At 59.3% G+C, this 25,020-nt stretch carries 25 protein-coding genes; 10 read left to right on the top strand and 15 right to left on the bottom strand.

The window, feature by feature from the left end; translation table 11 throughout:
- Nucleotides 1-184 precede the first annotated feature (184 nt).
- Nucleotides 185-1,468, bottom strand: coding sequence for a crotonyl-CoA carboxylase/reductase (ccrA, locus tag BM225_RS07180; RefSeq protein WP_092464044.1), 1,284 nt, complete (start codon nt 1,466-1,468; stop codon nt 185-187).
- Between the two features lie 281 nt (nt 1,469-1,749).
- Between ccrA and BM225_RS07175 the strand changes: the two genes are divergently transcribed.
- Nucleotides 1,750-3,717 (top strand): protein meaA, encoded by a 1,968-nt coding sequence (locus BM225_RS07175; protein WP_072707833.1) that lies wholly within the window; start codon nt 1,750-1,752, stop codon nt 3,715-3,717.
- A 125-nt stretch (nt 3,718-3,842) separates the two neighbouring features.
- Complete coding sequence (gene deoD / locus BM225_RS07170) at nt 3,843-4,547, top strand: purine-nucleoside phosphorylase (RefSeq protein WP_072707836.1); 705 nt, start codon at nt 3,843-3,845, stop codon at nt 4,545-4,547.
- Nucleotides 4,548-4,550: 3 nt separating this feature from the next.
- Here the strand turns inward: deoD and BM225_RS07165 are convergent, their stop codons facing one another.
- The 13 genes from BM225_RS07165 to BM225_RS07110 form a co-directional block, all read right to left on the bottom strand.
- Complete coding sequence (locus tag BM225_RS07165; protein WP_072707838.1) at nt 4,551-5,396, bottom strand: urea carboxylase-associated family protein; 846 nt, start codon at nt 5,394-5,396, stop codon at nt 4,551-4,553.
- A gap of 86 nt (nt 5,397-5,482) precedes the next feature.
- A complete protein-coding gene (locus BM225_RS07160) occupies nt 5,483-5,695 on the bottom strand; it encodes a hypothetical protein (protein WP_072707840.1) in 213 nt (70 codons plus the stop codon).
- 105 nt (nt 5,696-5,800) lie between these two features.
- Nucleotides 5,801-5,953, bottom strand: a complete 153-nt coding sequence (locus tag BM225_RS21790) for a hypothetical protein (RefSeq protein ID WP_177218579.1) — start codon at nt 5,951-5,953, stop codon at nt 5,801-5,803.
- 178 nt (nt 5,954-6,131) lie between these two features.
- Nucleotides 6,132-6,911, bottom strand: a complete 780-nt coding sequence (locus BM225_RS07155; protein ID WP_072707842.1) for a succinate dehydrogenase iron-sulfur subunit — start codon at nt 6,909-6,911, stop codon at nt 6,132-6,134.
- Between the two features lie 12 nt (nt 6,912-6,923).
- Nucleotides 6,924-7,253 carry a hypothetical protein gene (locus BM225_RS07150; protein WP_072707843.1) on the bottom strand — a complete coding sequence of 110 codons (330 nt, stop codon included), beginning with the start codon at nt 7,251-7,253 and terminating at the stop codon, nt 6,924-6,926.
- Entirely contained in the window at nt 7,253-9,058 is a 1,806-nt protein-coding gene (gene sdhA, locus BM225_RS07145) for a succinate dehydrogenase flavoprotein subunit (protein ID WP_072707845.1), read from the bottom strand. The genes BM225_RS07150 and sdhA overlap by 1 nt, the downstream gene beginning before the upstream one ends.
- Nucleotides 9,059-9,073: 15 nt before the next feature.
- A complete protein-coding gene (sdhD, locus tag BM225_RS07140; RefSeq protein ID WP_072707847.1) occupies nt 9,074-9,445 on the bottom strand; it encodes a succinate dehydrogenase, hydrophobic membrane anchor protein in 372 nt (123 codons plus the stop codon).
- 14 nt (nt 9,446-9,459) lie between these two features.
- A complete protein-coding gene (gene sdhC, locus BM225_RS07135; RefSeq protein ID WP_072707849.1) occupies nt 9,460-9,852 on the bottom strand; it encodes a succinate dehydrogenase, cytochrome b556 subunit in 393 nt (130 codons plus the stop codon).
- Nucleotides 9,853-10,033: 181 nt separating this feature from the next.
- Entirely contained in the window at nt 10,034-11,065 is a 1,032-nt protein-coding gene (locus BM225_RS07130) for a MaoC family dehydratase (protein ID WP_072707851.1), read from the bottom strand.
- Between the two features lies 1 nt (nt 11,066).
- A complete protein-coding gene (locus BM225_RS07125) occupies nt 11,067-11,273 on the bottom strand; it encodes a DUF1737 domain-containing protein (protein WP_072707853.1) in 207 nt (68 codons plus the stop codon).
- Between the two features lie 5 nt (nt 11,274-11,278).
- Nucleotides 11,279-11,830, bottom strand: coding sequence for an NnrU family protein (locus BM225_RS07120; RefSeq protein WP_072707855.1), 552 nt, complete (start codon nt 11,828-11,830; stop codon nt 11,279-11,281).
- A gap of 6 nt (nt 11,831-11,836) precedes the next feature.
- Entirely contained in the window at nt 11,837-12,694 is an 858-nt protein-coding gene (locus tag BM225_RS07115) for an HpcH/HpaI aldolase/citrate lyase family protein (RefSeq protein WP_072707857.1), read from the bottom strand.
- Nucleotides 12,695-12,781: 87 nt separating this feature from the next.
- On the bottom strand, nt 12,782-13,537 hold the full coding sequence (locus BM225_RS07110; protein ID WP_072707859.1) for a sulfite exporter TauE/SafE family protein: 756 nt from the start codon (nt 13,535-13,537) through the stop codon (nt 12,782-12,784).
- A gap of 161 nt (nt 13,538-13,698) precedes the next feature.
- Between BM225_RS07110 and mdh the strand changes: the two genes are divergently transcribed.
- Nucleotides 13,699-14,661 (top strand): malate dehydrogenase, encoded by a 963-nt coding sequence (gene mdh, locus BM225_RS07105; protein ID WP_072708096.1) that lies wholly within the window; start codon nt 13,699-13,701, stop codon nt 14,659-14,661.
- Between the two features lie 53 nt (nt 14,662-14,714).
- Here the strand turns inward: mdh and BM225_RS07100 are convergent, their stop codons facing one another.
- Nucleotides 14,715-15,686, bottom strand: coding sequence for a glycosyltransferase family 2 protein (locus BM225_RS07100; protein WP_177218578.1), 972 nt, complete (start codon nt 15,684-15,686; stop codon nt 14,715-14,717).
- Between the two features lie 203 nt (nt 15,687-15,889).
- Here BM225_RS07100 and sucC point away from each other — a divergent pair, with 203 nt between their 5' ends.
- The 7 genes from sucC to lpdA all read left to right on the top strand — a co-directional run bounded on the left by sucC (nt 15,890) and on the right by lpdA (nt 24,981).
- Nucleotides 15,890-17,083: an ADP-forming succinate--CoA ligase subunit beta gene (sucC, locus tag BM225_RS07095; protein ID WP_072707863.1), complete on the top strand. Its 1,194-nt coding sequence runs from the start codon at nt 15,890-15,892 to the stop codon at nt 17,081-17,083.
- Nucleotides 17,084-17,085: 2 nt separating this feature from the next.
- Nucleotides 17,086-17,493 (top strand): hypothetical protein, encoded by a 408-nt coding sequence (locus BM225_RS07090; protein WP_072707865.1) that lies wholly within the window; start codon nt 17,086-17,088, stop codon nt 17,491-17,493.
- 54 nt (nt 17,494-17,547) lie between these two features.
- Nucleotides 17,548-18,429 carry a succinate--CoA ligase subunit alpha gene (gene sucD, locus BM225_RS07085; RefSeq protein WP_072707867.1) on the top strand — a complete coding sequence of 294 codons (882 nt, stop codon included), beginning with the start codon at nt 17,548-17,550 and terminating at the stop codon, nt 18,427-18,429.
- A 101-nt stretch (nt 18,430-18,530) separates the two neighbouring features.
- On the top strand, nt 18,531-21,494 hold the full coding sequence (locus BM225_RS07080) for a 2-oxoglutarate dehydrogenase E1 component (protein WP_072707869.1): 2,964 nt from the start codon (nt 18,531-18,533) through the stop codon (nt 21,492-21,494).
- Between the two features lie 4 nt (nt 21,495-21,498).
- Nucleotides 21,499-23,013 (top strand): 2-oxoglutarate dehydrogenase complex dihydrolipoyllysine-residue succinyltransferase, encoded by a 1,515-nt coding sequence (gene odhB / locus BM225_RS07075; protein ID WP_072707871.1) that lies wholly within the window; start codon nt 21,499-21,501, stop codon nt 23,011-23,013.
- A gap of 66 nt (nt 23,014-23,079) precedes the next feature.
- Nucleotides 23,080-23,490 (top strand): MAPEG family protein, encoded by a 411-nt coding sequence (locus BM225_RS07070; protein WP_072707873.1) that lies wholly within the window; start codon nt 23,080-23,082, stop codon nt 23,488-23,490.
- A 102-nt stretch (nt 23,491-23,592) separates the two neighbouring features.
- Entirely contained in the window at nt 23,593-24,981 is a 1,389-nt protein-coding gene (gene lpdA / locus BM225_RS07065) for a dihydrolipoyl dehydrogenase (protein ID WP_072707875.1), read from the top strand.
- Nucleotides 24,982-25,020 lie beyond the last annotated feature (39 nt).

Here is a 25,020-nt window from a genome sequence, read left to right as displayed (position 1 = left end):
GAGCCGCGTGAAAAAATGTGCGCCGCTTAACAATATAAATAAACAATCGCAGATTGCTGTGACGCGTCCACGACTTCAAGACTTTAATTGCCACTAACATATAAATTTACAAAAGCAGGACAAAAAAAGCCGCGCATCCAGTGAGAATGCGCGGCTACGAGCTTAATTTCCGTGAGCGGGAAGATTACTTGGCTTCAAGTGCCTCTTCAAAAGTGCGCAGGCCGGTCTTGGGGGCCTGAACCAGCACGGCCATGTTGCCGGGCTTGTGTTCGTTGCGCAGCATTTTAGTGTGCGCCTGCGGGATCTGCTCCCACTCGAACACTTCGGACATGCAGGGGTCCAGACGACGCTCGCACATCAGACGGTTCGCCGAGGCAGCCTGTTTCAGGTTCGCAAAGTGCGAGCCCTGCAGACGCTTCTGGTGCATCCACATGTAGCGCACGTCGAAGGTACAGTTGAAGCCAGAGGTGCCCGCGCAGATCACAACGATACCACCCTTTTTCACGATCAGGGTCGAAACCGGGAAGGTCGACTCGCCGGGGTGTTCGAAGACCATGTCAACGTTCACGCCCTTGCCGGTGATGTCCCAGATCGCCTTGCCGAACTTGCGCGCCTCTTTCAGCCACGCATTGTATTCGGGCGAGTTCACGGTGGGCAGCTGACCCCAGCAGTCAAATTCCTTGCGGTTGATGACGCCTTTGGCACCCTGATCCAGAACGAACTGACGCTTGCTCTCGTCCGAGATGACGCCGATTGCGTTCGCACCTGCAGTATTTGCCAGCTGGATAGCGTACGAACCCAGACCGCCCGACGCGCCCCAAACCAGAACGTTCTGGCCGGGCTTCAGCTCGTGCGGGTGGTGACCGAACAGCATCCGGTATGCGGTCGCCAGAGTCAGGGTGTAGCAGGCGCTCTCTTCCCAAGTCAGGTGCTTGGGACGGGGCATCAGCTGCTGGGCCTGCACGCGGGTGAACTGAGAGAACGAGCCGTCACCGGTTTCGTAGCCCCAGATGCGCTGAGTCGGAGAGAACATCGGATCGCCGCCGTTGCACTCTTCGTCGTCGCCGTCATCCTGGTTACAATGGATGACAACTTCATCACCCACCTTCCAATTTTTCACTTTATCGCCAACGGCCCACACAATCCCCGAGGCGTCAGAGCCTGCGATGTGGTAATCTTGCTTGTGAACGTCAAAGGGCGAGATCGGCTGGCCGAGACCTGCCCAAACGCCATTATAGTTAACACCGGCAGCCATCACGAGGACCAGCACTTCGTGGCTGTCGATTTGCCAAGTGTCTACGACCTCTTTCTGGAACGAAGTTTCCGGTTCGCCGTGACGCTCGCGGCGGATCGCCCAAGCATACATTTTCGGGGGAACATAGCCGAGGGGCGGCATTTCGCCCACTTCGTACAGTTCCTTTTCCGGCGCATCGTAGGGGGCAATCCCAGTGTTTGTATCAAGTGCCATCGTCGTGCCTCCATGCTCCCGAAGTTTCGGGGGTAAACTCTCTTCTGCGGCGCAGAATCGCGCTGCCTCTGCAGCATGGATATAATCGGCCACGCAACATCGCAACAGTTTTCACGCATCATTTTGAAATTTTATGTCGCGACCAAAGTCGAATGCTGCGCGAGCATCTTGAAAAATAGGGGTTTGTGCCGCATCGCGGCGAATTGACAGCGCCATATAATTCCAAGTACTAAGACACGAACGCAAGAAAATTGCTGAACCGTATTCATTGCGAGGCACCGATGACCGAGACTCAGAAAGACCGCCCCTGGCTGATCCGCACCTATGCTGGCCACTCGACCGCAGCCGCGTCGAACGCCCTTTATCGTGGTAACCTGGCCAAGGGTCAGACCGGTCTCTCGGTCGCATTCGACCTGCCCACCCAGACCGGCTACGACAGTGACCACGTCCTGGCCAAAGGCGAGGTTGGCAAGGTTGGCGTGCCCGTTTGCCATCTGGGGGATATGCGCACCCTGTTCGACCAGATCCCGCTGGAACAGATGAACACCTCTATGACCATCAACGCGACGGCGCCTTGGCTGCTGTCTCTTTATATTGCGGTGGCAGAGGAACAGGGCGCGGACGTCTCCAAGCTGCAGGGCACTGTCCAGAACGACTTGATCAAGGAATACCTGTCGCGCGGGACTTATATCTGCCCGCCCAAGCCTTCGCTCAAGCTGATCGCGGACGTGGCCGAGTACTGCTACCAGAACGTGCCCAAGTGGAACCCAATGAACGTGTGTTCCTATCACCTGCAAGAGGCCGGTGCGACGCCCGAACAGGAACTCGCCTTCGCTTTGGCCACCGCGACCGCCGTGCTGGACGAATTGCGCCCGCGCGTCCCCGCCGAGGATTTCCCGACGCTGGTCGGCCGCATCAGCTTCTTCGTGAACGCTGGGATTCGCTTTGTCACCGAGATGTGCAAAATGCGCGCGTTTGTGGACCTATGGGACGAAATCTGCCTAGAGCGCTATGGTGTTGAAGAGGCGAAGTACCGTCGTTTCCGCTATGGCGTTCAGGTCAACAGCCTTGGCCTGACCGAACAGCAGCCTGAAAACAATGTGTACCGTATCTTGATCGAGATGCTGGCCGTGACCCTGTCGAAAAAGGCCCGCGCCCGCGCTGTGCAGCTGCCCGCATGGAACGAAGCGCTTGGCCTGCCCCGACCGTGGGACCAACAGTGGTCCATGCGCATGCAGCAGATTTTGGCCTACGAGACTGACCTTCTGGAATACGAAGACCTATTTGACGGCAACCCCGCTGTGGACGCCAAGGTTGAAGCCCTGAAAGAAGGCGCACGCCAAGAGCTGGCGCAGCTGGACGGCATGGGCGGTGCCGTCAGCTCGATCGAATACATGAAGGGCCGACTGGTCGAATCGAACGCGGATCGCCTGAACCGTATCGAAAAGAACGAGACCATCGTCGTTGGCGTGAACAAGTTCCAGCAGGGCGAACCCAGCCCGCTGATGGGCGAGGACGGTGGCATCATGGTCGTCGATCCCGCCGTCGAGCAGGAACAGATCGCACGCCTGAATGAATGGCGCGCCGAGCGGGACGAAGCCGCCGTACAGGCCGCTCTGGCCGAGCTACGCGAGACCACCAAAGCTGGCGGCAACGTCATGCCCGCATCGATCAAAGCGGCCAAGGCTGGCGCGACCACCGGTGAATGGGCCGCAGAGATGCGCGCCGCCTTTGGCGAATACCGCGGTCCGACGGGCGTCGCGCGCGGCATCTCGAACAAGACCGAGGGGCTGGACGACATCCGCGAGGCAGTGGACGCAGTCAGCGACAAGCTGGGGCGCCGCCTGAAGTTCCTAGTGGGCAAGCCCGGCCTTGACGGTCACTCGAACGGAGCAGAGCAGATTGCCTTCCGCGCGCGCGACTGCGGGATGGATATCGAGTACGAGGGCATCCGCCTGACACCCGAAGAGATCGTAAAAGCTGCCCAAGAGGATGACGTCCATGTGGTCGGGTTGTCGATTCTGTCCGGCAGTCATATTCCCCTTGTTGAAGATGTGATGAATCGGATGCGGTCAGCGGGGTTGGGGGACATCCCTGTGGTCGTCGGCGGAATCATCCCTGACGAAGACGCACAGCGTCTGCTTGGGTTCGGTGTGGCCAAGGTTTACACCCCCAAGGACTTTGAATTGAACCGGATCATGATGGATATCGTGACGCTGGTCGATCCAACACCGGTTGCCGCTGAATAACCATCGTTTGCGACGGCTGGAGCGTCCGTGACGTTGAGTATTTATGCAAAGCAGAAAGACGAGGGCTTGCCATTCGGCGGGCCCCGTTCTTTTTTGACCGTCAGGTAAATGCGGGAGACTTAACGATGACGGTACATATTGGTGCAAAGCCGGGGCAGATCGCCGAGACCGTGCTGATGCCGGGTGATCCCTATCGGGCCAAGTGGGCAGCCGAGACGTTTCTGGACGGGGCCGAACTTGTGAATGAAGTACGCGGGATGCTGGGGTTCACTGGCACGTGGCGCGGGCATCGCGTGACCATTCAGGGCAGTGGGATGGGTATGCCTTCGCTGTCCATCTACGCAAACGAATTGATCAAGGACTATGGCGCGCAGACCTTGATCCGGATCGGATCGGCCGGGGGCATGCAGCCGCAGGTCAAGATTCGCGATCTGGTGATCGCGATGACCAGTTCGACTCTGTCGACACCATCGTCGGGGATTTTCCGCGAGTTGAACTATGCGCCCTGTGCTGATTTCGGATTGCTGCGGGCCGCTGTGGCTGCGGCCGAAGCGCGGGGGTCGGTGCCTCATGTGGGCGGGATCTATAGCTCGGACGTGTTCTATGACGAGCGTCCTGATCTGAACGAGCAGATGACCCGTCACGGCATTCTCGCGGTCGAGATGGAAGCGGCCGAGCTGTACACATTGGCGGCGCGATATGGTCGCCGGGCGTTGGCGATTCTGACAATCTCTGACCATTTGCAGACCGGTGAGGCGCTGCCGTCGGAAGATCGCGAACGCAGCTTTGGCGAGATGGTCGAGATCGCTTTGGAAGCGGCGTTTGCTTGACGGCTACCGCCCGTGGCTGCGGTCATAGCCGTTCACTGCGGGCGCATGCCAACGATCCAGCGTCCCTGCTGCGGGGCGCAGGATGTCGATTTGTAGCGGATAGCAGGCGGCGGAGTCGCTGGAATGTTCGCTGCTACAATCGCCCCCTGGACAAGCGCTGAGCGCTCCGAGCAGGTCGATCTCCGCGAAGAATTCGATGTAATCGCCGGGGCGCACGGGGCTGGCCTTCATAAAGTACTGGCCGGTATCGCGGGTGAAGCCTGTGCACATAAAGACATTCAGCACATCGTGGACGTGGGGCTCTGCCTCGGCCAAAGACAGGCCAGAGTGATCCGATAACGCCCGTGTAAGGTTCGAATGGCAGCAGTGGTGATACTGCCCGCCGGACAACAGGTTATGGGTGTAAGGATCGCAGCGTGTGCCGATCACGTCGTGGACAGAGCCACCGTACTGGTCAATTCCGTACCAGCCTAAGGTGTCGTGGGTGACCGTCGCCATGGGCCGCATATGCGGCAGGTTAGACCACAAACGGTCGTCGGTCGTGACATGGGTGCCGTGCAGGGCGCGGGTTTTGCCACTGAAAAACCGCTCTGACAGATCGTTCGCATGCCACAGGTTCAGGTCGCCGACCTGAGGCCCTTCGACCGAGGTGATGCGAAAAAATTGCCCGGCGGGCGCTGTGAAACTCGCCGCCTCGCGCGGGGGGACGATCACTGTATCTACGACCTCTGCCCCAATGCGGGCCGCTTCATAAACCGCCATGTCGGGTTCAGGCAGAGTGTCCGTCGGATAGCAGATCACCGGCTTGATCGCGCGGCGGGCCTCAGCGTCGGAGGGGGCATTGCACATGGGCGTCTCCTGTCTTGCAACAGAAAGAAGGCCACAGGATGCGCGCCAGAAAAAGCCCAAATGCGACATAGCACGTTAGGGCGAGGTCAGACCTCGCTGTCTGTGTCGGGCTTTAGACAGACTTTCGGGGGGTGCTTGGGATCGCCCCACGTCTCTGCCCCGCAACTGACGCAGTGATAGTAGCGCTGGCCGTCCCGATCGTTGCGACGGTTCTCGCGCCAACGGCAGTTGCGCGTTTGGCGGTTCGAGAAGATCAGCACCAGCACAAAGGCAATGATCAATCCAACAGCGACAATCATACGGAGGCTCCTCTGGGGATCATGCGCTCAGACCTAAAAGCTTGCGCTGGAAAAGCAAACCCCATGCAAGGAGGAGGGTCCTGCACGGGGCTGCGAGGTCGCAAATTACGCGGCCTCGAAATATTCCGCGTAGTCGGTGTTCGCGGCTTCTTCCTCGAACGCAGTCGGGGCCGGAGCAGCCAACTCGGCTTCGGGAGTGTAGTAACCGAACATTTGCTCGAGAGCTTCGTCGGCAGGGGAAAGTTTAACTTCCAACATGTGAGCACCTTTTGAACTAGGTAGCTCCTCCCTGCCCGTTGATATGATCCTCTTTTTTCCGAAGAACACCCCTACACCTTTGCAGGTGCAGCATGTCCTTTAGAACTGTGTCGCAAACGCAACGCGCCGCTCCCCAGTATTGGGTAGCGGCGCGCTAACATTGCTAGATCTGGTATGATCAGTAGGCCCGATCAACCATCATTTTCTTGATCGACGCGATCGCCTTGGCGGGGTTCAGACCCTTGGGGCAAGTTTTCGCGCAGTTCATGATGGTGTGGCAGCGGTACAGCTTGAAGGGGTCTTCAAGGTTGTCCAGACGCTCACCAGTCGCCTCGTCGCGGCTGTCGATCAGCCAGCGGTAGGCGTGCAGAAGCGCTGCTGGCCCGAGGTAGCGGTCGCCGTTCCACCAGTAGCTGGGGCAGCTGGTCGAGCAGCAGGCGCACATCACACACTCATACAGGCCGTCCAGCTTCTCGCGGTCTTCAATCGACTGCTTCCACTCTTTGGCGGGGGTGTTTGTCTTGGTTTCGAGCCAAGGCATAATGCTGGCGTGCTGCGCGTAGAAGTGCGTCAGGTCGGGGATCAGGTCGCGGACCACGGGCATGTGGGGCAGCGGGTAGATCTTGATGTCGCCTTTGACTTCGTCGGTGCCATAGATACAGGCCAGCGTGTTAATGCCGTCGATGTTCATGGCGCACGAACCACAGATGCCTTCGCGGCACGAGCGGCGGAAGGCCAGCGTGGGGTCCATCTCGTTCTTGATCTTGATCAGAACGTCCAGAATCATCGGACCACAGGTGTCCATATCGACAAAGTAGGTATCGACGCTGGGGTTTTTGCCGTCATCAGGGTTCCAGCGATAAATCTGCACGGTACGCAGGTTCGTCGCGCCCTCGGGCTTGGGCCAGGTTTTGCCTGTGGTGATACGGCTATTCTTGGGCAGAGCCAATTCAACCATGGGTCTCTCCTCTCAGAGAAGCTGTTTCGCGATACAATCGTTGGCGCGAGGCGCCTTGATCAGGTCCAGAATGCGGAGCGTCTGCTGTTCGCCGATCGCCCCACCCGTCTGGGCAAAGTTCGAAATATCCGCGGCGGGGGCTGTCTGGATCACACAAGAGGTGACCACATCAACCTGCGCCGCAGGAATATAGTTTGCAACCACCGGACGGACAGCCTGATAGGCATCCATCCGGTCAGCCGGTGCAAGAGCCTGCGAGACAGGCGCTTGCGATCCGCAAGCTGCCAGCCCCAGCAGCAATCCGGCAGGAAGACCCGCCCGATATGCCCCCGCAAGACCCATCAGAAGGTACGTGCCTTGGGCGCGATCTTCTTGATCTCGATGCCGCCTTGGTCCTCGGTGGTAAGAGGATCGGTGATGATCGGACGGTAGGACAGATCGACCTTGTTGCCATCGACGCGGCTGACGGTGTGCACACGCCAGTTTTCATCGTCACGCTCCGAGTAATCCTCGTGCGCGTGGGCGCCGCGGGATTCATGACGGGCTTCGGCACCGTAGATGGTGGCCAGCGCGTTCGGCATCAGGTTGGTCAGTTCCAGCGATTCCATCAGGTCGGTGTTCCAGACAAGGCTGCGGTCGGTGACCTTCAGGTCGCCCATCTTGCCCGCGATGGCGGTCATGTCCTCGACACCCTGCTTCATGGTCTCGGCGGTACGGAAGACGGCGGCGTCACGCTGCATGGTCTTCTGCATTTCCAGACGCAGTTCTGCGGTTGGGGTGCCACCTTGTGCGTTGCGGATACCGTCGAAGCGATCGAAGCACTTCTCGACCTGAGCCACGTTGGTCGCGGGGATCGATGTGTCCTTGTCCACCACAGCACCCGCACGGATCGCGGCGGCACGGCCAAAGACCACGAGGTCGATCAGCGAGTTCGAGCCCAGACGGTTCGCACCGTGTACCGAAGCACAGCCAGCTTCGCCCACAGCCATCAGGCCGGGAACAACCGCAGTCGGGTCTTCGGAGGTCGGGTTCAGCACTTCGCCCCAGTAGTTGGTGGGAATGCCGCCCATGTTGTAGTGCACGGTCGGGATAACGGGGATCGGCTCTTTGGTGACGTCGACGCCAGCAAAGATACGTGCCGATTCCGAAATACCGGGCAGACGCAGGTGCAGCGCTTCTGCAGGCAGGTGCGACAGGTTCAGGTGGATGTGGTCGCCTTCGGCGCCAACACCGCGACCTTCGCGGATTTCCATGGTCATACAGCGGGACACGTAGTCACGCGGGGCAAGGTCTTTGTAGTTCGGAGCATAGCGCTCCATGAACCGCTCGCCTTCGCTGTTGGTCAGGTAGCCGCCTTCGCCGCGGGCACCCTCGGTGATCAGACAGCCTGCGCCGTAGATACCGGTGGGGTGGAACTGAACGAATTCCATATCCTGCAGCGCCAGACCCGCACGGGCCACCATGCCGCCACCGTCGCCGGTGCAGGTGTGGGCCGAGGTGGCGCTGAAGTAGGCACGGCCGTAACCGCCGGTCGCCAGAACAACCATCTTCGCGTTGAAGACGTGCATGGTGCCGTCGTCCAGCTTCCAGCAGACGACGCCAGTGCAGACGCCATCGTCGGACATGATCAGGTCCAGCGCGAAGTATTCGATGTAGAATTCCGCGTTGTTCTTGACCGACTGGCCATACAGGGTGTGCAGGATCGCGTGACCGGTCCGGTCAGCTGCCGCACAGGTACGCTGTACGGGCGGGCCTTCGCCGAACTCGGTGGTGTGACCACCAAAGGGACGCTGGTAGATTTTGCCTTCTTCGGTACGGCTGAAGGGCACACCATAGTGCTCCAGTTCGTACACAGCGGCGGGGGCTTCACGCGCGAGATATTCCATCGCGTCGGTGTCACCGAGCCAGTCCGAGCCTTTTACAGTATCGTACATGTGCCACTGCCAGCTGTCGGGCCCCATGTTCCCCAGCGAAGCAGCAATACCACCCTGCGCCGCAACAGTGTGCGAGCGGGTCGGAAAAACCTTGGTCACACAAGCGGTGCGCAGGCCCTGTTCGGCCATGCCAAGGGTTGCACGCAGGCCAGCGCCACCAGCGCCAACCACCACCACGTCATAATCGTGGGTTTCGTATTCGTATGCAGCCATCTGCGCCTCTCTGACTTAAAGTGCGATGCGGATGATCGAGAAGATGCCGGTTGCCGCAGCGGCGTAGCACAGGCAGTTCATAGCGATGATCGAGTACTGGCCGGCAGCACCGTGAACGTAGTCTTCGATCAGGACCTGAAAACCGTTCTTAAAGTGCATGAAACCAACACCAAGGGTCAGGATCGCAATGATCGCGGGGAACGGATGCTGGTAATACGCAACCATTTCCTCGTAGCTGCTGCCCAGTGCCGGACCAAATGTGAAAACAAACAGGGGCACAAGGATCAGAAGACCGATCGAGCTGACCTTCATGTTCCAGAAATGTGCCACGCCCGACTTTGCCGAGCCCATGCCAGTCGCGCGCTTGCGGGGGGTAAGATATGCCATCTGACGCTCTCCTCTTATGCGATCAACATGATGATCCAAGTCAGCACGGTCAGTGCGACGGATCCGATGATGACCAGCCAGCTCAGGCTTTCGGCAGTTTTGATGTCCAGAGCGATGACCTGATCCCAGATCAGGTGACGGACGCCTGCCAGCGTGTGGTACCACAGACCCAGTACGGACAGCGCCATAACCAGATCGCCAAACCAGCTGGTGATCACAGCGTTGGCAAAGTCGTAATATTCAGGGCCCGACGCGGCCGCCAGAAACCACCAAACGGTCATAAGTGCTGCAACCAGCAGGGCGTTTCCGGTGATACGGGTCAGGATCGACGTAATCGCAGTAATCGGCAAGCGATAGATCGTCAGGTGCGGTGAGAGCGGGCGGTTGCCCCGATTCACATCAGCCATAAGTCTTCCTTTCGGTTGCGCAGCCGACTCCCAGGTGGCCGCGGTGCCTCGGGCAGATTGATAGCCGATTTTCGCGATCTGTCACGGCTCCAACGTGCCGCAGGGCAGCATTTTATCGTGTTTCCGACATATTTTTTTCAAACGTGATCACACCGTTAATAAGTGTGATCACGTTTTAGCGTTAACAGGGAATCAGAACCCAGTAGTCCAGATCCAAGAGTACTTCACTCAGGTATTTGCCGTTCTCACCCTTCAGGTTGAACGGTTCGCCGCCCTTTGTCGCGACCAGACGCAGACGCAATGCGCCAACGCCGGGGGCACTGGTTTCGGCCTTATCCAAGACCTCGGTCCAGCACTTCACAGTGTCCCCCGCAAAGCAGGGGTTAGCGTGGGCGCCGCCGTTGATGCCGGCGATCATCTGTGCATTGGCTAGGCCGTTAAACGACAGTGCACGCGCCATCGAGATCACATGACCGCCGTAGATCAGACGCTTGCCATCTTCGCGGAAGGTGGCATCGAAGTGAACCTTCGCGGTGTTCTGCCACAGGCGGGTCGCCAGCATATGCTCGGCTTCTTCGATGGTCACGCCGTCCACGTGGTCGATTTTCTCCCCGACCTCGTAATCGGCCCAGCGATGCTCCTCACCTGCCAAGGTGAAGTCATAATTAGTGAAATCCAACCCCTCGGGGATCACCAGATCCTCGACCGCCAGAACCTTTTTCAGATCGGGCACAACTGCATCCGGCGCAGGCGCGGTGACGTCGCGTTTGCGGACCATCACCCAACGGACATATTCCATGACCACTTCGTCGTTCTGGTTCAGGCCTTGGGTGCGCACATAGACCACACCGGTCTTGCCGTTCGAGTTCTCTTTGACACCGATCACTTCGCTGCGCGAACGCAGGGTGTCGCCCTCATACACAGGTTTCAGGAACCGGCCCTCGGCATAGCCAAGGTTCGCAACGGCGTTCAGCGATACGTCAGGGACGGTTTTACCGAACACGGTGTGGAATGCGATCAGATCATCCATCGGCGACTTGGGCAGACCGCTGGCCTGCGCAAAGGCGTCCGACGAATACAGCGCATGTCGGGCAGGATAGAGCGCGTGGTACAGCGCCCGCTCCCCGCCCGAGACCGTCCGCGGAACCGCGTGGTCAATCACTTGGCCCACTGCATAATCTTCAAAGAAACGTCCCGCGTTGGTCTTGCTCATGTCATTGCTCTCCGAGTTTCATGCCGGGGGTGTACTCACCCTCGATCTCTTTGGTGACCGCCTGACCGCAGCGCATTTTTCCTGCCGCATGATCAAACGAATAAGTCGGGTTGCCATGCAGCTCCCAGCCGTTGGACAGGGCCAGAGTCACCTTGTGGCAAAAGTCCGAGGTGTCGTCCTCGGTCAAAAAACGATAGATTTTGCTCATCAGTCTTATCCTTGTGGGAAGGGCGAGACGCCCAAGGCCATGTGAATGCCAGTGATCGCGCCGAACGCAACCAAGGTGATGACCACCAGAAGGATGTCCTTTTTGGCAGAGCCCTTTTCGGGGCGTTCCCACTCGGGCTCAGCACGGTTGATCAGCATGACCTGCATGCCCGCCCACAGCAGCATTCCGCCAAACAGGATGATCGAGGCCAGATCCCCATTCACAAGCAAATGCGCCACCGCCCAGATTTTGACCGAGATCAGCATCGGGTGGCGGGTCCAGCCACGCAGGCGGCCCGTGGTATGCGCGGTTCCGAACACGAACACCGCAACCAGCATAAGCAGGTTATTCAGGTGGACGGTCCACATGGGCGGATACCAAACATTGATAAACGCGGCATTCCGGTAGCCAACAATCATCATCGCAAGGCCCAACACGATCAGCAGGGTCGACAGGCCCTTGGCCTTCTGCCCCATCTGCTCATGGATGACGGGTAAAATTCGCTTGTAATAGTGGCCCCCTGCCCAGAGCAGGAGACCGAGGATAAGGATAAGCATTCTGGCTTACTCCGCGGCTAGAGCTTCAATTGCCTCCGCTTGTGCCAGAATTTTCTTTGCAGTGACAATGTGAAGGTTCTCGACGATCTTGCCATCGACCACCGCGACCCCCTGCCCTTCGGCTTCTGCCTGTTCAAACGCCGCAATCTGGCGTTTGGCCAGATCAACCTCGGCCTCTGACGGGGCAAACGCTTCGTTGCAGACCGCGACCTGTGCGGGGTGGATCAGTGTCTTGCCGTCAAAGCCCATGTCACGGCCTTGCTCGCATTCAGCCTTCAGACCTTCGTCGTCTTTGAACGCGTTATAGACACCATCCACGACGATTACGCCATTCGCTTTGGCCGCCAGCAGACACAGCTGCAGGCTGGTGATCAGCGGCAGACGGTCCGCGCGGAACCGCATATTCAACTCTTTGGCCAGATCGTTGGTGCCCATGATGAAGCCCTTGAGCTGCGGATGCGCCGCAATTGCATTGGCGTTCAACATGCCAGCGCACGTCTCCATCATCGCCCACAAAGGCTTGTCACCGACCAGAGCCGCCAGTGCATCCAGCTGAGCGGGGCCATCGACCTTGGGGAGCAGCACCGCATCGCAGTTCATGTCTGCCACCGCCCGAGCGTCATCTTCGCCCCATTCAGTGTCCAGACCGTTGATGCGAACAATCTTCAAACGGTTGCCGTAATCGCCCTCGGCCAGAGCCGTTTTCAGAGTGTCACGGGCGCCGACCTTCTCGTCGATCGCGACCGCGTCTTCGAGATCAAAGATGATCGCGTCGACTGGCAAAGTCTTTGCCTTCTCCAGAGCGCGCTCTTTGGAGCCGGGGATGTATAGTACCGAGCGGGTGGGCCGTGTGGTCGCGTCCATCGCTAATCTCCTCGCAATAAAGTTGCGCGGATGAATGCATTTCCGACCGACTATTTCAAGCCCAATCTTGCCGCAACGCAGAATACTTTAGGACAATGCATCAAAGATCAGTTTGGCGCCGGTCAGGGTAAGCGCAACATATGTGAAAATGAAAAAGGGCTTCTCGGGCACGAGCTTGTGTGCCTTCACCCCCAAGTAGACGCCGAGCACCGCAAATGGCGCAAGCATCAAATCAGCTAGAAAGGTCTGCTTGGTAAAGATTCCCAAAGCTGCGTAGGGAATGAACTTCATCAAATTGATGGCCCAAAATACGATGATCGTCGTTGCTTGGAATGTGGTCTTGTCCATGCCCTGACGCAGCAAATAGACGGCCACCGGCGGGCCGCCTGCATGGCTGACAAAGCTTGTGAACCCTGCCATCACACCCGAAAAAGCGCCCCATCCTGCCCCCAAAGGCGCGCCTGAAACCGTAAGCCAACCCCGCGCCCGCGCAATCGCCCATACAACGAATGCGGTAGAGATCCCGCCGATCAGCAGTCGAAAGACATCCGGATTCGCAAGGTCATACAGAAAGGCCCCCAGCGCTACACCGGGCACTGCGCCGATAATGATCCGCAACGCATCACGGCTGTTCCAACGCTTCCAATAGGGGCGCAGCGAAAACACATCCATCAGCATCAAGAGCGGCAGCATAATTCCCAGCGCGATGCCCGGTTCCAGCAGCAAAGCCAGAATCGAAGCAGAGGCAAAAGACGCCCCCGATCCGAAGCCCGCCTTTGTTATTCCAGCAAAAATCACGGCCGGGATCGTGATCGCAAAGAAGACGAGGCTAAAATCGATCACGAAAGTTCCTTTCAAAAAAGCGCATACAAATAGGGCTTTAGCATAGGGTTAGCGTTCACATAAGCCGCTGATTTCCCTGTGCCGCGTCGCAGCACACTTGCGCGGACGCAAACAAAGCACTACCCAAAAGCCCAATTTCAACCGACCCGGAGATGAAATCCATGGCTCGACCCAAGATTGCCCTTATCGGCGCAGGTCAGATCGGCGGCACCCTTGCACACCTGGCAGCAATGAAAGAACTCGGCGACGTCGTTCTGTTCGACATCGCTGAAGGCACCCCCCAGGGCAAGGCGCTCGACCTCGCAGAATCCGGCCCCGTTGCTGGCTTTGACGCCGCACTGAAGGGCACTCAGGACTACGCCGACATCGCTGGCGCAGACGTTTGCATCGTAACCGCAGGTGTCCCCCGCAAGCCCGGCATGAGCCGCGACGACCTGCTGGGAATCAACCTGAAGGTGATGAAATCGGTTGGCGAAGGCATCAAAGCCCACGCGCCCGACGCATTCGTCATCTGCATCACCAACCCGCTTGACGCGATGGTTTGGGCCCTGCAGCAGTTCTCGGGTCTGCCCGCGAACAAAGTTTGCGGCATGGCTGGCGTTCTGGACTCCGCACGCTTCCGTCACTTCCTGTCGCTGGAGTTCAATGTCTCCATGCGCGACGTGACCGCGTTCGTTCTGGGTGGCCACGGCGACACCATGGTTCCGCTGACCCGCTACTCGACCGTAGCCGGTATTCCTCTGCCCGATCTGGTCGACATGGGCTGGACCACTGCAGAGAAGCTGGAAGCCATCGTTCAGCGCACCCGTGATGGCGGCGCAGAAATCGTGAAGTACCTGGGCAACGGTTCGGCGTTCTACGCACCTGCGACCTCGGCGATCGAAATGGCCGAAGCCTACCTGAAAGACCAGAAGCGTCTGCTGCCCTGCGCGGCCTACGTTGATGGCGCGTTCGGCCTCGAAGGTTTCTACGTTGGCGTTCCCACCATCATCGGTGAAAACGGCATCGAGAAAGTCGTCGACATCAAGCTGTCCAAAGACGAGCAGGCCATGTTCGACAAGTCGGTCGACGCGGTCAAAGGCCTCGTTGCTGCATGCAAAGAGATCGACCCCTCGCTGGCATAATCGCCACAACGGTCTGAGTTTTTGGAACGCGCGCCCTCACCGGCGCGCGTTTTTCATTTTAGTCTGTCCAGCAAATCGCTCGCGCGTTCTCGGAGCAGCGCGTCGAATCCATCGACCGACAAATCTGGCGTGTAACCCAGGTGCGCAGCGATTTGCTCGGCCGGTTCAAAAGGCGCATCCACAAACATATCCCGCGCTTCAAGCCGAGCGCGTAGGCCGCCATCTGTAACTTTGAGCCGGTTATGGAATTGCAAAAGGCGCGCGTGTGATTGGGAGCGCCGCAGCGCCATCAAGACCTGTTCACGCCGATGACCCCCAAGCATGCCCTCGACCACCTCTCGCGGCAGGTGAGCATACCGCAGCACCTTCAGCATCCAATGCAGCGGCGTCATGCCATCGAAGTGCAGCAAAGCAATCTCGGGAACATAATCCCCGAGCAGCCGCCGCTCGCCCTCGCGCGGGGAATGGATGCCAATCCGCCAATCCTTCCCAGTGGGGACCAAAGCCTTGCCTACCGAGTGGCCTGTCAGCCCTTTGGTCAGAAAGGGGGTGGCGCGCCAGAACGTGTTCTGGTCATCCTTCAGTTTACCGACATACGGGAGCCGAAACCCACCCTCGAACAAACTTTGCGGGGCGCTAGACGTCAGATATGTGCGTTCCCACGGAGGAATCCGCAGAAACCGGCCCTTCCTTGCGTATTCGGCGACCAATTGGCCGATCGGGCGCTCTGGCATCAGGAACTCGTCGGCATCCAGATGGATCATCCAATCGGTTTTCGTCCGGCGATAGGCATCGGTCGCGTTCACACCTTGGCGACGGGTCTGACGTGTGCCCGTCGGGCTGACAGTCATTCGGTCCCAATGGGCGTCGTCACATCGGATCACGTTGACCCGGTCAACTACCTCCAGTTGATCGGCCACTGAATCCTCTGGGTCGTCCAGGTAGACATGCACCTCTGTCGCCCCAAGGGACAGATGCCACCCCACATTGGCCATAACCAACGGTGCAGGCTCCTTGACCGTCATCACAACGGACCAACTTATGTTAGCGCCGGACCTCATGCGAATCTTTGTGCAACACCGCAAAGACTTGTGATCACACCCCCAAAAGCTGTGATCACAAAAGGCAGAAATATGCCGATTTTCAAGCCTGTCACGCAAAAACTCCTTAATACGCTCATCGCATAGGCGTATATGTACACCGAATTTCAGCAAGATGGGACAGGTCCATGAACATTCACGAATATCAGGCCAAAGCACTGCTGCGCGAATACGGCGCACCGGTCAGCGACGGCCGCGTCGTGCTCAAGGCCGAAGACGCTAAAACCGCTGCTGGTGAGCTTGACGGCCCCCTTTGGGTTGTAAAAGCACAGATCCACGCTGGTGGTCGCGGCAAAGGCACTTTCAAAGAAGCTGACGCTGGTGAAAAGGGCGGTGTTCGCCTGGCCAAGTCGGTTGAAGAAGCAGCCGAAGAAGCCAAAAAGATGCTCGGCCGCACGCTGGTGACCCACCAGACCGGCCCCGCCGGCAAGCAGGTGAACCGCATCTACATCGAAGATGGCTCGGACATCAGCCGCGAACTGTACCTCGCGCTGCTGGTTGACCGCGTCTCCAGCCGCATCTCGTTCGTTTGCTCGACCGAAGGCGGCATGGACATCGAGGAAGTCGCCGCGTCGACCCCCGAAAAGATCCTGTCCTTCTCTGTTGATCCCGCAACCGGCTACCAGCCTTACCACGGCCGCCGCATCGCGTTCTCGTTGGGTCTGGAAGGCGCACAGGTCAAGCAGTGCGTTAAGCTGATGGGCCAGCTCTACACCGCCTTCGTCGAGAAGGACATGGAGATGCTGGAAATCAACCCGCTGATCGTCATGGAAGACGGCAACCTCAAGGTTCTGGACGCCAAGCTGGGCTTTGACGGCAACGCTGTCTACCGCCACGCGGACGTTGCAGCCCTGCGCGACGAAACCGAAGAAGACCCCAAAGAGCTGGCAGCGTCGAAGTACGACCTGAACTACATCGCTCTGGACGGTGAAATCGGCTGCATGGTGAACGGTGCGGGTCTGGCGATGGCCACCATGGACATCATCAAACTTTACGGCGCAGAGCCTGCAAACTTCCTCGACGTTGGGGGCGGCGCCACCAAAGAGAAAGTGACCGAAGCGTTCAAGATCATCACCTCGGATCCCAATGTAAAAGGTATCCTCGTGAACATCTTTGGCGGAATTATGCGCTGCGACGTCATCGCAGAAGGCGTAATTGCAGCTGTTAAAGAGGTCGGCCTGCAAGTTCCGCTGGTCGTTCGCCTCGAAGGTACTAACGTCGAAAAGGGTAAAGAGATTATTAATACCTCTGGTCTCGACGTGATTGCCGCTGACAACCTTAGCGATGGCGCGGAGAAGATCGTTAAAGCAGTGAAAGGTTAAGTATGCGTTTTTTGGTTCTGGTTGGCTGTGTTTTTGTTTCGGCCTGTGTGAATTTCAATGCCCCGGAGCATCCGGCAAATGAAACTCAACGGAAAGATTTCATCGGGTATGACTTGGGCGATCGCCCAGCGCCTCTGGCAGGCATCCCCGCTGACGCAGCCCCAGGACCAATCGCAGGACAGATGGTCAGCTATGGATGCCCTCAGGGTGCAACGCTGGTCATCACTCCGGAAGGAAGCCGGTCCTGCGCGCATACTTCGGCCAGTAACCTCACTGTAGGTAGCAGCGCCAATTCAGGTTTCGATCCGTCCGTCATGGACGAGTTGCAGGCAGAGGTGAACCGAACAGGTCAGCCCGCCGCCTACACGAACGGAACCTACACCGTGACGCTGACACCGCCGCCTAGATAACAAGGTTTCGGGGAAACCCGGACCCGCTCGTAGAAAAATTTAGGAGCCAAGAACATGGCAGTCCTCATCGACGAAAACACCAAGGTAATCTGTCAGGGCCTCACCGGGTCGCAGGGTACCTTCCACACTGAACAGGCCATCGCCTACGGCACCAAGATGGTCGGCGGTGTGACCCCCGGCAAAGGCGGCCAGACCCATCTGGACCTGCCCGTTTTCAACTCGGTTCACGAAGCCAAGCACGTCACCGAAGCGAACGCGACCGTAATCTACGTTCCTCCGCCGTTCGCAGCGGACTCGATCCTCGAGGCCATCGACGCGGAAATGGAACTGATCGTCTGCATCACCGAGGGCATCCCTGTCCTCGACATGATGAAGGTGAAGCGCGCGCTGATCGACAGCAAGTCGCGTCTGATCGGCCCCAACTGCCCCGGCGTCATCACTCCCGACGCATGTAAGATCGGCATTATGCCCGGCCACATCCACAAGCGTGGCTCGGTCGGCGTTGTGTCGCGTTCGGGCACCCTGACCTACGAAGCGGTCAAGCAGACTGCAGACATCGGTCTGGGCCAGTCGACCGCAGTCGGCATCGGCGGCGACCCGATCAAAGGCACCGAGCACATCGACGTGCTGGACATGTTCCTGGACGATCCCGAAACCCAGTCGATCATCATGATCGGTGAGATCGGTGGTTCGGCAGAAGAAGAAGCTGCTGAATTCCTGGCCGAGCAGAAGAAGAAAGGCCGTTGGAAGCCCGTTGCTGGCTTCATCGCAGGCCGCACTGCTCCTCCGGGCCGCCGCATGGGTCACGCCGGCGCGATCGTCGCGGGCGGCAAAGGTGGCGCAGAAGACAAGATCGAAGCCATGAAGTCGGCAGGCATCGTCGTTGCGGACAGCCCCGCAACCCTCGGCGAAGCTGTGCTCAAGGCAATCGGCTAACCCATTTGCTGACCCTGCCCTGATGGGGCTAGGGTCGGACCGAACACATCAGCCCGCCCGAGGGACGCCTCGGGCGGGTCCAACCTAAATCAGGTGCAGCGATGACCGATCAATCCCCGAACGACCAGTTCCATGCCTCAAGCTTCTTGCAGGGACACAACGCCGAATACATCGAACAACTATATGCGCGTTACGCCACAGACCCGAACTCGGTAGACGAAGCGTGGCAAGCGTTCTTTGCCGCCCTCGGTGATGGGGAAGTTGAAGTCAAACAAGAAGCCGCAGGTCCATCTTGGGGCCGCAGCGACTGGCCGATGATGCCCGCAGGCGACGACGTCTGGGCTCTGACCGGCGAATGGCCCGAAGCGGCCAAAGAAGTCAAAGGCGCTGGCGACAAGATCAAAGCCAAAGCTGCCGAAAAGGGCGTCGAAGTCTCGGAAGAGCAAATCAAGCGTGCTGTTCTCGACTCCGTCCGCGCACTGATGCTGATCCGCGCCTACCGTATTCGTGGCCACCTGGCTGCCGATCTGGACCCGCTGGGTCTGCACGGCCGTGAGCCCCACCCGGAACTGGACCCCAAGGCGTATGGCTTCACCGAAGCCGACATGGACCGTCCGATCTTTATCGACAACGTACTGGGCCTGCAGGTCGCGTCGATGCGCCAGATCGTTGACATCGTCAAACGCACCTACTGTGGCACCTTTGCCCTGCAGTACATGCACATCTCGGATCCCGAGCAGTCCGCTTGGCTGAAAGAGCGCATCGAAGGCTTCGGCAAGGAAATCACCTTTACCCGTGAAGGCCGCCGCGCGATCCTGAACAAACTGGTCGAGGCCGAAGGCTTCGAAAAGTTCCTGCACGTAAAATACATGGGCACCAAGCGTTTCGGCCTCGACGGTGGCGAAGCGCTGATCCCCGCGATGGAGCAGATCATCAAGCGCGGTGGCGCGCTGGGTGTCAAAGAGATCGTCATCGGCATGCCTCACCGCGGTCGTCTGTCGGTTCTGGCCAACGTGATGAACAAGCCCTACCGCGCGATCTTCAACGAATTCCAAGGCGGTAGCTTCAAGCCCGAGGACGTTGATGGTTCGGGCGACGTGAAATACCACCTCGGCGCATCCAGCGACCGCGAGTTCGACGGCAACAGCGTCCACCTGTCGCTGACTGCGAACCCCTCGCACCTCGAGGCGGTGAACCCCGTTGTTCTGGGCAAGGCACGCGCCAAACAGTACCAGCTAGACGACTCGGAACGCACACAGGTTCTGCCCGTTCTGCTGCACGGTGACGCGGCATTTGCCGGTCAGGGTGTTGTGGCAGAATGCTTTGGTCTGTCGGGTCTGACCGGTCACCGCACCGGCGGCACCATGCACATCGTGGTGAACAACCAGATCGGCTTTACCACCGCGCCGCACTTCTCGCGGTCGTCTCCCTACCCCACAGACATCGCTCTGATGGTTGAGGCGCCGATCTTCCACGTGAACGGCGACGACCCCGAAGCTGTTGTGCACGCGGCCAAGGTTGCGACCGAGTTCCGTCAGAAGTTCCACAAAGATGTTGTTCTGGACATCTTCTGCTACCGCCGCTTCGGTCACAACGAAGGCGACGAGCCGATGTTCACCAACCCGCAGATGTACAAGCAGATCAAGTCGCACAAGACCACTCTGTCCCTATACACCGAGCGTCTGGTTAAGGACGGCCTGATCCCCGAAGGCGAAATCGAGGATATGAAGGCGCAGTTCCAAGCGCATCTGAACGACGAGTTCGAAACCGGTAAAACCTTTAAGCCGAACAAGGCTGACTGGTTGGACGGTCGCTGGTCGCACCTGAACAAGCAGGGCGAAAAGTACCAGCGCGGCAAAACTGCGATCGCGCCCGAAACCATGGAAGAAGTCGGTAAATCGCTGACCCACGCACCGGACTCGGTCGACATCCACAAGACCGTCAAGCGTCAGCTCGAAGCCAAGGCGAAGATGTTCGAAAACGGCGAAGGCTTTGACTGGGCCACCGGCGAAGCACTGGCATTTGGCTCGCTTCTGACCGAAGGCTACCCCGTGCGTCTGGCAGGTCAGGACTCGACACGCGGCACCTTCTCGCAGCGTCACTCGGCGTTCATCGACCAATCGACCGAAGAGCGGTACTACCCGCTGAACAACATCCGCGAAGGTCAGGCCCGCTACGAAGTCATCGACTCGATGCTGTCGGAATACGCGGTTCTTGGCTTCGAATACGGTTACTCGCTGGCAGAGCCCAACGCTCTGGTCCTATGGGAAGCCCAGTTCGGCGACTTCGCCAACGGCGCGCAGATCATGTTCGACCAGTTCATTAGTTCGGGCGAAAGCAAGTGGCTGCGTATGTCCGGTCTGGTCATGTTGCTGCCCCACGGCTTCGAAGGTCAGGGCCCAGAGCACAGTTCGGCACGTCTGGAACGCTTCCTGCAGATGTGTGGTCAGGACAACTGGATCGTTGCGAACTGCTCGACTCCGGCGAACTACTTCCACATCCTGCGCCGCCAGATGCACCGCAGCTACCGCAAGCCGCTGGTTCTAATGACCCCGAAATCCCTGCTGCGCCACAAGCTGGCCATCAGCAAGGCCGAGGACTTCACCACCGGCTCCAGCTTCCACCGTGTCCTTTGGGACGACGCGGAACGCGGCAACTCGGACAACTCGCTGGCACCCGACGCAGAGATCAAGCGCGTCGTCATGTGCTCGGGCAAAGTCTACTACGACCTGCTCGAAGAGCGTGACGCCCGCGGCATCAACGATGTTTACCTGCTGCGGATCGAGCAGTTCTATCCCTTCCCAGCGATCTCGCTGGTCAAGGAACTGGAACGCTTCCCGAACGCAGAGATGATCTGGTGTCAGGAAGAGCCCAAAAACCAGGGTGCTTGGACCTTTATCGAGCCCAACATCGAGTGGGTTCTGGGCCGCATCAAAGCAAAACACAGCCGCCCCCGTTACGTTGGCCGCGCTCCCAGCGCATCGCCCGCAACCGGTCTGGCATCGCAGCACAAAGCACAACAACAGGCGCTCGTCGACGAGGCGCTGACCATCGAAGGAAACTGAGCAAATGACTGAAGTCCGCGTTCCCACCCTGGGCGAATCCGTGACCGAAGCAACCGTCGCCACCTGGTTCAAAAAGCCCGGCGACCGTGTTGAAGCAGATGAAATGCTGTGTGAGCTGGAAACCGACAAGGTCACCGTCGAAGTCCCCAGCCCCGCCGCAGGCACTCTGGCCGAAATCGTTGCAAACGAGGGCGACACCGTGGGCGTCGACGCCCTGCTCGCCAACATTTCGGAATCCGGCGAAGCGGCAGCACCTGCTGCACCAGCCGCCAAGTCCGAAGCTCCTGCCGAAGCCCCCGCAGCGTCGGGCGGATCCTCGGTTGACGTGATGGTCCCAACCTTGGGCGAGTCGGTCACCGAAGCCACCGTGTCGACATGGTTCAAAAAGGTTGGCGATACCGTCGCTCAGGACGAAATGCTGTGCGAACTGGAAACCGACAAGGTGTCGGTCGAGGTCCCCTCGCCTGCAGCTGGCACTCTGACCGAGATCCTGTTTGACGAAGGCTCCACCGTCGAGGCCGGCGGCAAGCTCGGTGTCATCGCATCGGGTGACGGCGCTGCCGCTGCTGCCCCCGCGTCGGCCCCTGCCGCAGCGCCCGCAGCATCCTCGTCGACAGGCAAAGATGTCGAGCACGCACCCGCTGCCAAAAAAGCCATGGCCGAGGCTGGTCTGTCCGCAGATCAAGTTCAGGGCTCGGGCCGCGACGGTCGCATCATGAAAGAAGACGTGGCCAAAGCCGCTGCCGCCGCAGCTGCTGCAACCTCGGCGGCTCCGGCACCTGCTGCTGCGCCCCGTGGCCCCGTCAACGCTGACGATGCATCACGTGAAGAACGCGTCAAGATGACTCGCCTGCGCCAGACCATTGCGCGCCGCCTGAAGGACGCACAAAACACCGCAGCCATGCTCACCACCTACAACGAGGTGGACATGACCGAGGTGATGGCGATCCGGAACCAGTACAAAGACGCGTTCGAGAAGAAGCACGGCGTACGCATGGGCTTCATGTCGTTCTTCACCAAAGCCTGTGTGCACGCTTTGAAAGAAGTGCCCGAGGTGAATGCCGAGATCGACGGCAACGAGGTGGTCTACAAAAACTACGTCCACATGGGCATCGCGGCTGGCACCCCTCAGGGTCTGGTCGTTCCCGTCCTGCGTGACGTCGACCAGAAGTCCTTTGCCGAGATCGAAAAAGAGATCGGTGAAAAAGGTCGCCGTGCCCGTGACGGCAAGCTGTCCATGGCAGAGATGCAGGGCGGTTCGTTCACCATCTCGAACGGCGGCGTCTACGGCTCGCTGATGTCCTCGCCGATCCTGAACCCCCCGCAGTCGGGTATCCTCGGCATGCACAAGATCCAGGATCGTCCCATGGCCATCAACGGCAAGGTCGAAATCCGTCCGATGATGTACCTCGCGCTGTCCTACGACCACCGTATCGTCGACGGCAAAGGCGCTGTGACCTTCCTCGTGCGCGTCAAAGAAGCGCTCGAAGATCCCCGTCGCCTGCTGATGGACATCTAATCCAAACCCGTCCCCACCACCCGCTGGTGGGGGCGCCCCTTCTCCTTGCCGCATAGGCGCCCGAAAATGACGACCGAACTCACAGTCCTCACCCTCGCCGCCTTGCTCCAGGTCGTTCAATTCTTCCTGATGTCCGTCCCTGCCAACTTGGAGTTGGGACAAGGCAAGACCCTCGGCCCCCGCGACCCTGACCGCCTCGGCAAACCGCTGATCGAACAGGTTTCCGTCCGCACCGGCCGCCTCTTTCGCGCATTGAACAACCATTTCGAGGGGCTGATCCTGTTCTCGATCGCCTGCCTCGTGATCACTGTCTCCGGCCAGTCCACAGGGCTGACCGGCACCTGCGCATGGATCTACCTGATCGCCCGCGTCCTCTACGTGCCCGCCTACGCCTTCGGCTGGGTCCCGTGGCGCTCTCTCATCTGGGCCGTGGGCTTTCTCGCAACAACCATCATGCTGGTCGCCGCCCTGCTCTGACCAGCCTTCGCTCATAACGCCAAGCCCTTCATCTTGGCACAAATACCCCGGGGGTCCGGGGGCAGCGCCCCCGCCCTAGACCACCAGAAAGGAACTTCGAAAATGGCATCCTACGACGTGATCGTGATCGGCTCTGGCCCCGGCGGCTATGTCTCCGCCATTCGTGCCGCACAGCTCGGCCTGAAAACCGCCTGTGTAGAGGGTCGTGAAACCCTGGGCGGCACATGCCTGAACGTGGGCTGTATCCCGTCCAAGGCTCTCCTGCACGCCACCCACCAGCTGCACGAAGCAGAGCACAACTTCGCCAAGATGGGCCTCAAGGGCAAATCTCCCAGCGTCGACTGGAAACAGATGCAGGCCTACAAAGACGACGTGATCGGCCAGAACACCAAGGGCATCGAGTTCCTGTTCAAGAAGAACAAAGTCGACTGGATCAAGGGTTGGGCGACCATCCCCGAGGCCGGCAAAGTCAAAGTCGGTGACGAAGTCCACGAGGCCAAGAACATCATCATCGCTTCCGGCTCCGAAGTTGCGACCCTGCCAGGCGTCGAGATCGACGAAGAGATCGTCGTGTCCTCGACCGGCGCGCTGTCCCTGCCCAAGACCCCCAAGAAAATGGTCGTCATCGGCGCAGGCGTCATCGGTCTGGAACTAGGCTCGGTCTACAAGCGCCTCGGCGCCGAAGTGACAGTGGTCGAATACATGGACGCGATCACCCCCGGTCAGGACGCCGAAGTGGCCCGCACCTTCCAGAAGCTGCTTCAAAAGCAGGGCCTCGAATTTGTTCTGGGTGCCGCTGTGCAGGGCGTCGAAACCTCGAAGTCCAAAGCCAAAGTCACGTACAAGCTCAAGAAGGACGACAGCGAGCACACGCTCGACGCGGATGTCGTTTTGGTCGCCACCGGGCGCAAACCCTTCACCGATGGCCTCGGCCTTGCTGACCTTGGCGTTGAGATGACCGAGCGCGGCCAGATCAAGACCAATGCCCAATGGCAGACAAACGTCCCCGGCATCTACGCCATCGGCGACGTCATCACCGGCCCGATGCTGGCGCACAAAGCCGAAGACGAAGGCATGGCCGCCGCCGAAGTGATCGCGGGCAAGCATGGCCACGTGAACTACGGCGTCATCCCCGGCGTGATCTACACCCACCCCGAGGTTGGCAGCGTTGGCGCCACCGAAGAGCAGCTGAAATCCGAAGGCCGCGCCTACAAGGTCGGCAAGTTCAGCTTCATGGGCAATGGCCGCGCCAAGGCGAACTTCGCCGCCGATGGCTTCGTCAAGATCATCGCGGACAAGGAAACCGACCGCATCCTCGGCGCACACATCATCGGCCCGATGGCCGGTGACCTGATCCACGAGGTCTGCGTTGCGATGGAGTTCGGCGCCTCTTCCGAAGATCTGGCCCTGACCTGCCACGCGCACCCGACCTACTCCGAAGCCGTGCGCGAAGCCGCTCTGGCTTGCGGCGATGGCGCGATCCACGCCTAAGGCGCCAAATCGACAAAACCTGCAAAACCCCCGCCCCGC

Origin of the sequence: Donghicola eburneus, from assembly GCF_900115865.1 — a bacterium.
In the GTDB taxonomy this organism is placed as follows: Bacteria; Pseudomonadota; Alphaproteobacteria; order Rhodobacterales; family Rhodobacteraceae; genus Donghicola; species Donghicola eburneus.
Note: the sequence above shows the minus strand (reverse complement) of the source record. Positions and strands in the feature narration are given on the sequence as shown.

What these genes read in the sequence shown, in the direction of transcription:
- BM225_RS07155 (WP_072707842.1), bottom strand. Translation starts at nt 6,911, where the DNA reads ATGGTTGAATTGGCTCTGCCCAAGAATAGCCGTATCACCACAGGCAAA.
- BM225_RS07160 (WP_072707840.1), bottom strand. Translation starts at nt 5,695, where the DNA reads ATGATTGTCGCTGTTGGATTGATCATTGCCTTTGTGCTGGTGCTGATC.
- BM225_RS07115 (WP_072707857.1), bottom strand. Translation starts at nt 12,694, where the DNA reads ATGGACGCGACCACACGGCCCACCCGCTCGGTACTATACATCCCCGGC.
- BM225_RS07125 (WP_072707853.1), bottom strand. Translation starts at nt 11,273, where the DNA reads ATGAGCAAAATCTATCGTTTTTTGACCGAGGACGACACCTCGGACTTT.
- BM225_RS07165 (WP_072707838.1), bottom strand. Translation starts at nt 5,396, where the DNA reads ATGTGCAATGCCCCCTCCGACGCTGAGGCCCGCCGCGCGATCAAGCCG.
- sdhD (WP_072707847.1), bottom strand. Translation starts at nt 9,445, where the DNA reads ATGGCATATCTTACCCCCCGCAAGCGCGCGACTGGCATGGGCTCGGCA.
- BM225_RS07100 (WP_177218578.1), bottom strand. Translation starts at nt 15,686, where the DNA reads ATGACGGTCAAGGAGCCTGCACCGTTGGTTATGGCCAATGTGGGGTGG.
- BM225_RS07080 (WP_072707869.1), top strand. Translation starts at nt 18,531, where the DNA reads ATGACCGATCAATCCCCGAACGACCAGTTCCATGCCTCAAGCTTCTTG.
- ccrA (WP_092464044.1), bottom strand. Translation starts at nt 1,468, where the DNA reads ATGGCACTTGATACAAACACTGGGATTGCCCCCTACGATGCGCCGGAA.
- BM225_RS07130 (WP_072707851.1), bottom strand. Translation starts at nt 11,065, where the DNA reads ATGAGCAAGACCAACGCGGGACGTTTCTTTGAAGATTATGCAGTGGGC.
- BM225_RS21790 (WP_177218579.1), bottom strand. Translation starts at nt 5,953, where the DNA reads ATGTTGGAAGTTAAACTTTCCCCTGCCGACGAAGCTCTCGAGCAAATG.
- sdhA (WP_072707845.1), bottom strand. Translation starts at nt 9,058, where the DNA reads ATGGCTGCATACGAATACGAAACCCACGATTATGACGTGGTGGTGGTT.
- deoD (WP_072707836.1), top strand. Translation starts at nt 3,843, where the DNA reads ATGACGGTACATATTGGTGCAAAGCCGGGGCAGATCGCCGAGACCGTG.
- sucD (WP_072707867.1), top strand. Translation starts at nt 17,548, where the DNA reads ATGGCAGTCCTCATCGACGAAAACACCAAGGTAATCTGTCAGGGCCTC.
- lpdA (WP_072707875.1), top strand. Translation starts at nt 23,593, where the DNA reads ATGGCATCCTACGACGTGATCGTGATCGGCTCTGGCCCCGGCGGCTAT.
- sdhC (WP_072707849.1), bottom strand. Translation starts at nt 9,852, where the DNA reads ATGGCTGATGTGAATCGGGGCAACCGCCCGCTCTCACCGCACCTGACG.
- BM225_RS07070 (WP_072707873.1), top strand. Translation starts at nt 23,080, where the DNA reads ATGACGACCGAACTCACAGTCCTCACCCTCGCCGCCTTGCTCCAGGTC.
- odhB (WP_072707871.1), top strand. Translation starts at nt 21,499, where the DNA reads ATGACTGAAGTCCGCGTTCCCACCCTGGGCGAATCCGTGACCGAAGCA.
- BM225_RS07175 (WP_072707833.1), top strand. Translation starts at nt 1,750, where the DNA reads ATGACCGAGACTCAGAAAGACCGCCCCTGGCTGATCCGCACCTATGCT.
- mdh (WP_072708096.1), top strand. Translation starts at nt 13,699, where the DNA reads ATGGCTCGACCCAAGATTGCCCTTATCGGCGCAGGTCAGATCGGCGGC.
- sucC (WP_072707863.1), top strand. Translation starts at nt 15,890, where the DNA reads ATGAACATTCACGAATATCAGGCCAAAGCACTGCTGCGCGAATACGGC.
- BM225_RS07090 (WP_072707865.1), top strand. Translation starts at nt 17,086, where the DNA reads ATGCGTTTTTTGGTTCTGGTTGGCTGTGTTTTTGTTTCGGCCTGTGTG.
- BM225_RS07150 (WP_072707843.1), bottom strand. Translation starts at nt 7,253, where the DNA reads ATGGGTCTTGCGGGGGCATATCGGGCGGGTCTTCCTGCCGGATTGCTG.
- BM225_RS07120 (WP_072707855.1), bottom strand. Translation starts at nt 11,830, where the DNA reads ATGCTTATCCTTATCCTCGGTCTCCTGCTCTGGGCAGGGGGCCACTAT.